The sequence below is a fragment of the Pseudomonas sp. genome (assembly GCF_050739655.1).
Classification (GTDB): Bacteria; Pseudomonadota; Gammaproteobacteria; order Pseudomonadales; family Pseudomonadaceae; genus Aquipseudomonas.
Genome location: NZ_JBOIBY010000483.1, coordinates 1 through 4,665 on the forward strand (window position 1 = coordinate 1; position 4,665 = coordinate 4,665).

Here is a 4,665-nt window from a genome sequence, read left to right on the forward strand (position 1 = left end):
TGTTCACTGATGTGCTGCGCCAGTGCCGCTTGCAGTTGGTGCTGGAAGTCGGCTTTGCTGGCTGCGGTGAAGAACGCCATCTGTGGTACTCCGCTTGGGCTTGTTATTGATGGAAGCGTCGCGTGCAAAACCCCTTTTCGGGGCTACCCGTCGCCCTGTTCCTGATTCTCGGGCAGAGGAAACAGGGCGACAGGTGGGTGAAGCTGGACGAGACACTCAGGTCACATTCACCTTCCGTGAATGGGCATCTGCAAAAACGACTGGGCTGCGCGCAGCGCAATGTCTTTACGGGTGCTCATCCGTTGCGCAGCTTAACGAGTGCGGCAAGGCCCATGCTTGCGGTGCTGCGACATATTCGGTCAACGGCACGCTGCGAAAGGCATGCGCATCGAACAACACTAGCAGCAGTGTTGAAAAAAGGCGGTTTTCTGTCCGGTTTTACGGTACTTGCGTACCAGAAATGACCGGTAACACACTGAGTGTTCGCTGCGCGGCCTTGGACGCTCGGATGAGCAGAGGCTTTTTTGGGGTACGAAGCTTGATCGCGCCAGATCCAGTGAGCTACGAAGATGGGATGATCTAGCGTGCCGGGAGAGCACTGATCCTTCAGTGCTCCCTGGCAGCTGGAGATTTCGGCAGAGACAACAACACATACCCGGCAGGTGGCTTGTTATGGGCAATCAACCCCTAGCCGCCATTCCTTGCCAAACGCCGCTGAATGGAGATCCGGTCGCTTGTTTTGGTTGTAGAAGTTCTGTGGGTATTTTTTCCCCTCGAACGCCACTTCTTCTCCGTAGACTGCATAAATTTTGCCGGCATCCCAGGCCGGGATGTCGCCGCACTCACCACCCCCGGCAGGTGCCTTGATATTGAGATACTCAGTTAGCGTAATGGTATGCGTGCCATCAGAAACGTCTACAGAAAGGGTACCTCTAGTATCCGCAGTGACGGTCGGCGCAGTGAAGAACATCGTTTCCGTATTACCTATCGGAGGCACGAATCCGGTTGCGGTCCAACGATAAGTCAGGGGCTTGTTTATTGGTGACTCCGCATAGACATGTGCGCTAAATGTCTCGCCCGATGCTACTTCCTCTGGCACGGCAAGCCGTCCTGTAGGCGGTTTGCCCTCCCCGTCTTCCAACATCTTTTTGATGGCGGCTTCCAAATCAGGCTGTACCCCGATTTCGGTGCGATTACCATTGATTTGCGGGTAGCCTGTATCAACGAGAATTTCGCGCAGAACTTTCGGTGGAATATTACCCAAGCCATTAGCACGTGCTACCCCTTGCAGAGAAGCAAGTACCCCGGCAAGGATTGGGTTGGATGAAGACGTACCACCGTAGGTATGGGTATAGCCCTTTGTTGGGTTGCTCCGACTCCAGCTGGTAGTGGTCACATTTTCTCCCCAACTGAACAAATCCACGCGACTGCCATATTCAGAATACCCGGCTCTGAGGCCGGTCTTTGGATCAACAGCGCCCGCATAAATTGCGCCAGAGTCAAAAACGTTGCGATCAAAATAACGGTTGAAATAAGGATGATCCAGATTGATGTTGCCATTGGCCGCAGCCAGCACCACGTGCACACCCTTTTCTTCAGTCAGATAGGAAATCGTGTCGCGCACCGGGCCGTAGTACTCCAGTGGCATATGGCATTCATCTGTGCAGCCAACTTCGCTGAAAGGCGTGTAATCGTATTGCACCCCCAACTGCAAGACATCGCCCGCCTGCAATTGGTCTGCCAGTTCCAGCAGTCTATCCGACCCCCACTGCAGATAACCTAGCCTGGAATATGGCACGATGCCGGTAGTCCCAAAACCATTTTCCCGGGAAGCAATCGTGCCTGCACTGGCAGTGTCATGGGAGCCCGTTTCAGCGTCGACTGTAAGTTCCAGATAGGGTTTTGGTAAATCAACATGATCGTACGACCAATGATCTATTTCCGCGGAGATCACGCGCATATCTTGACCTTTGCCGCCCGGAACCTTCCAGGCTTCCAAGGCGTTCACGCCACCGATCCTGTACGGAGAGACCGCACTTTTCCCTTGCAGATAATTTTGTTGCCCCGTGTAGTCTGGAATGTTTTTACTTGCCACTTTCGCAACAGGCGCGCCGTTATCTTTATGCATGCCGTCTACCTTTGGTTCAAAATCAGCCGCCTCCACTAAAGGGTTTTGTTTCAACTTCAGAACCAATGCTTGAGCCTGCTCTTTCGTCAGGGGTCGGGTATCCACGATGAAATAACGATTCAAGCGATGCCTTTGCAACGCCTGCAACTCTTCCTTGGGCCGTACCTTGGTAACCGGCACTAATGGCCTCACGTTCGGCACAAGCTTCTTGAGTTCATTTAACGGGTCATTTCTGTCGACAGCTTTTTCTTGAGCGCCGGATATAGAACCTTGCTCTTTGACCAGAATGATCAGATGCGAAAAGTCCGGCTCGGCCGCATAGGCCAATAAAGGCGATAAAACAGCGCAGAAGAGTGCAAAGCTCAGCCACTTGTTCATCGAATGCATGTAGACACCTCCCTGTTAGTCTCGTGGGCGCTCGCTTAATAACTTTCACCCATCCAAAAAAACCAATGACTATCCTTTGCTTCAATGACAGCTAAAACTCAAAAACAAGGACTGACTACTGTCAGAAATTACAGTATCGACGACTGGTCAATGCTCTCCGGTCATTCTTGGACAGGCAACTTTTCCGGGTAACGAGCCAGCACGAACATTTCGCCGTTGCCCCAATAACGCTTCAGACTGGCCAATGCGGTCGAGCAGAAAGTTCCAAAGGCTGGCAGAATCGCCTTTTTGTTTGTCTTCGCAACGCTCGTCGAGCCAGGATTCCCCCCATGCAAATGACTACATCCCTCTTGATCGTCAACCCGTGCGACGACGAAGAAGACAACATGGCCATGCTCTGCTGCCATAGCGACAAAGGCGAAATGTTCCTGATGAGCCGCTACCCGGATGAAGACGAGCTGGAAATCACCCTCGACGGCGAACCTTCGACCCTGGATGGCGTGAAAGTCACCCTAAGCCCTTCCCTGCTGAAGATCGAAATTGCCGCGGCTGATGCCGATGCGCTCAACGGTGACGATGTACTGGAAATCACCTTTGATGCCGACATGACGGATCTGGCCGAAGTGGAAGAAACCTTGCAGAACATTCTTAAAGGCACTGGCACCTTCATTAGCCAGCTCTGAATATCAGCGCCTGTTCCGACCTCATCGCGAGCAAGCTCGCTCCCACATTTGATTGCATGCCTCAGTGACGGCGTGGTCCCCTGTGGGAGCGAGCTTGCTCGCGATGGCGTCAGTAAGCCCGCCACAATACTGAAATGGAACGAACCTCCAACAATTTCACCCATCATTTCCCGCACTTTGCGCAAAATGCCGTTAGTCGGCGCCCCCCGCGATGGATTAAAGTAACGCCCCCAGCCCTGGCGCATTTCAATCGTCCTCGGCCACCCTTTTGCAGGAACAGTCATCGATGGAACATCGTGAAGCGCTGCTCGCGCTGCGAACCTTTCTTTCAACGCAGATTCTCGGCCAGGAAAAGCTCATCGAGCGCTTGCTCATCGCCCTGCTCGCCGACGGCCACATGCTGGTCGAAGGCGCCCCTGGCCTGGCCAAGACCAAGGCCATCAAAGAACTCGCCGAAGGCATCGAAGCCCAGTTCCACCGCATCCAGTTCACCCCTGACCTGTTGCCGGCCGACATTACCGGTACGGAAATCTACCGCCCGGAAACCGGCAGTTTCGTGTTCCAGCAAGGCCCTATCTTCCATAACCTGGTGCTGGCGGACGAAATCAACCGCGCCCCGGCCAAGGTTCAGTCGGCCTTGCTCGAAGCCATGGGCGAGCGGCAAGTCAGTGTCGGACGCAGCACCTATGAGCTGTCGCCGCTGTTCCTAGTGATGGCCACGCAAAACCCCATCGAGCAGGAAGGTACCTATCCGCTGCCCGAAGCCCAGCTTGACCGGTTCCTGATGCATGTGAAAATCGGCTTTCCCGATGCCACTGTTGAACGCCGGATTCTGCAGCAAGCCCGTGGAGAAGCCCTGAACGGCGAAGCAAAGCCTGAGCGTCGGGTTACCCAACAGACGATTTTTGCGGCGCGCAAGGAAATCCTCGGCCTGTACATGGCCGACGCCGTGGAGGAATACCTGGTGCAACTGGTCATGGCCACCCGCACCCCGGCCAAGTTCGATCCGGAGATGGCCGAGTGGATCGCCTACGGCGCCAGCCCGCGTGGTTCGATTGCCCTGGACCGCTGTGCCCGTGCCCACGCTTGGCTGGCCGGGCGTGATTTCGTCAGCCCGGAAGATATCCAGGCCGTGCTGTTCGACGTGTTGCGCCATCGCATCATTCTTTCCTTTGAAGCCGAAGCCGCTGGCATCGATCAGGACCGGGTGGTCCAGCGGATTCTCGACGCCGTAGCCGTCGCTTGACCCCGATGAACGTCAGCCTGCCGCCCGAGCCGGGCATCCGTGTCAGCCTCGCCGACCTGATCGAGATGCGCCATCGCGTGCGCGAAGTGCAGATGTTTTCCACGCCGAGCCAGCGCAGCCCGCTGATTGGCCTGCACCATTCCAAATTGCGCGGCCGTGGCGTCTACTTCGATCAGGTGCGGGTCTATGAGGCCGGCGTCGATGTGCGCACCTTTGACTGG

General features: G+C 55.3%; 5 protein-coding genes and 1 pseudogene. 4 read left to right on the top strand and 2 right to left on the bottom strand.

Annotated elements, in window-relative coordinates; all coding sequences use genetic code 11:
- A partial coding sequence (locus ACRESJ_RS23235; RefSeq protein WP_431759998.1) for a hypothetical protein occupies window positions 1-80 on the bottom strand: 80 nt, incomplete at its 3' end.
- Between the two features lie 42 nt (window positions 81-122).
- On the opposite strand from ACRESJ_RS23235, the gene ACRESJ_RS23240 reads away from it, so the two are divergent.
- On the top strand, window positions 123-464 hold the full coding sequence (locus tag ACRESJ_RS23240; protein WP_431759995.1) for a hypothetical protein: 342 nt from the start codon (window positions 123-125) through the stop codon (window positions 462-464).
- Window positions 465-670: 206 nt separating this feature from the next.
- Here ACRESJ_RS23240 and ACRESJ_RS23245 read toward each other — a convergent pair whose 3' ends face one another.
- Window positions 671-2,515 (bottom strand): S8 family serine peptidase, encoded by a 1,845-nt coding sequence (locus ACRESJ_RS23245; RefSeq protein WP_431759996.1) that lies wholly within the window; start codon window positions 2,513-2,515, stop codon window positions 671-673.
- A gap of 329 nt (window positions 2,516-2,844) precedes the next feature.
- On the opposite strand from ACRESJ_RS23245, the gene ACRESJ_RS23250 reads away from it, so the two are divergent.
- From ACRESJ_RS23250 to ACRESJ_RS23260, 3 genes and pseudogenes are all read left to right on the top strand, one after another.
- Complete coding sequence (locus tag ACRESJ_RS23250; protein WP_431759997.1) at window positions 2,845-3,198, top strand: hypothetical protein; 354 nt, start codon at window positions 2,845-2,847, stop codon at window positions 3,196-3,198.
- 286 nt (window positions 3,199-3,484) lie between these two features.
- Window positions 3,485-4,444, top strand: a complete 960-nt coding sequence (locus ACRESJ_RS23255) for an AAA family ATPase (RefSeq protein ID WP_057398116.1) — start codon at window positions 3,485-3,487, stop codon at window positions 4,442-4,444.
- Window positions 4,445-4,449: 5 nt separating this feature from the next.
- A pseudogene (locus ACRESJ_RS23260) lies at window positions 4,450-4,665 on the top strand (DUF58 domain-containing protein); the annotation flags it as partial.

Coding starts and splice junctions, on each gene's coding strand:
- ACRESJ_RS23245 (WP_431759996.1), bottom strand. CDS start 2,515: ATGCATTCGATGAACAAGTGGCTGAGCTTTGCACTCTTCTGCGCTGTT.
- ACRESJ_RS23250 (WP_431759997.1), top strand. CDS start 2,845: ATGCAAATGACTACATCCCTCTTGATCGTCAACCCGTGCGACGACGAA.
- ACRESJ_RS23255 (WP_057398116.1), top strand. CDS start 3,485: ATGGAACATCGTGAAGCGCTGCTCGCGCTGCGAACCTTTCTTTCAACG.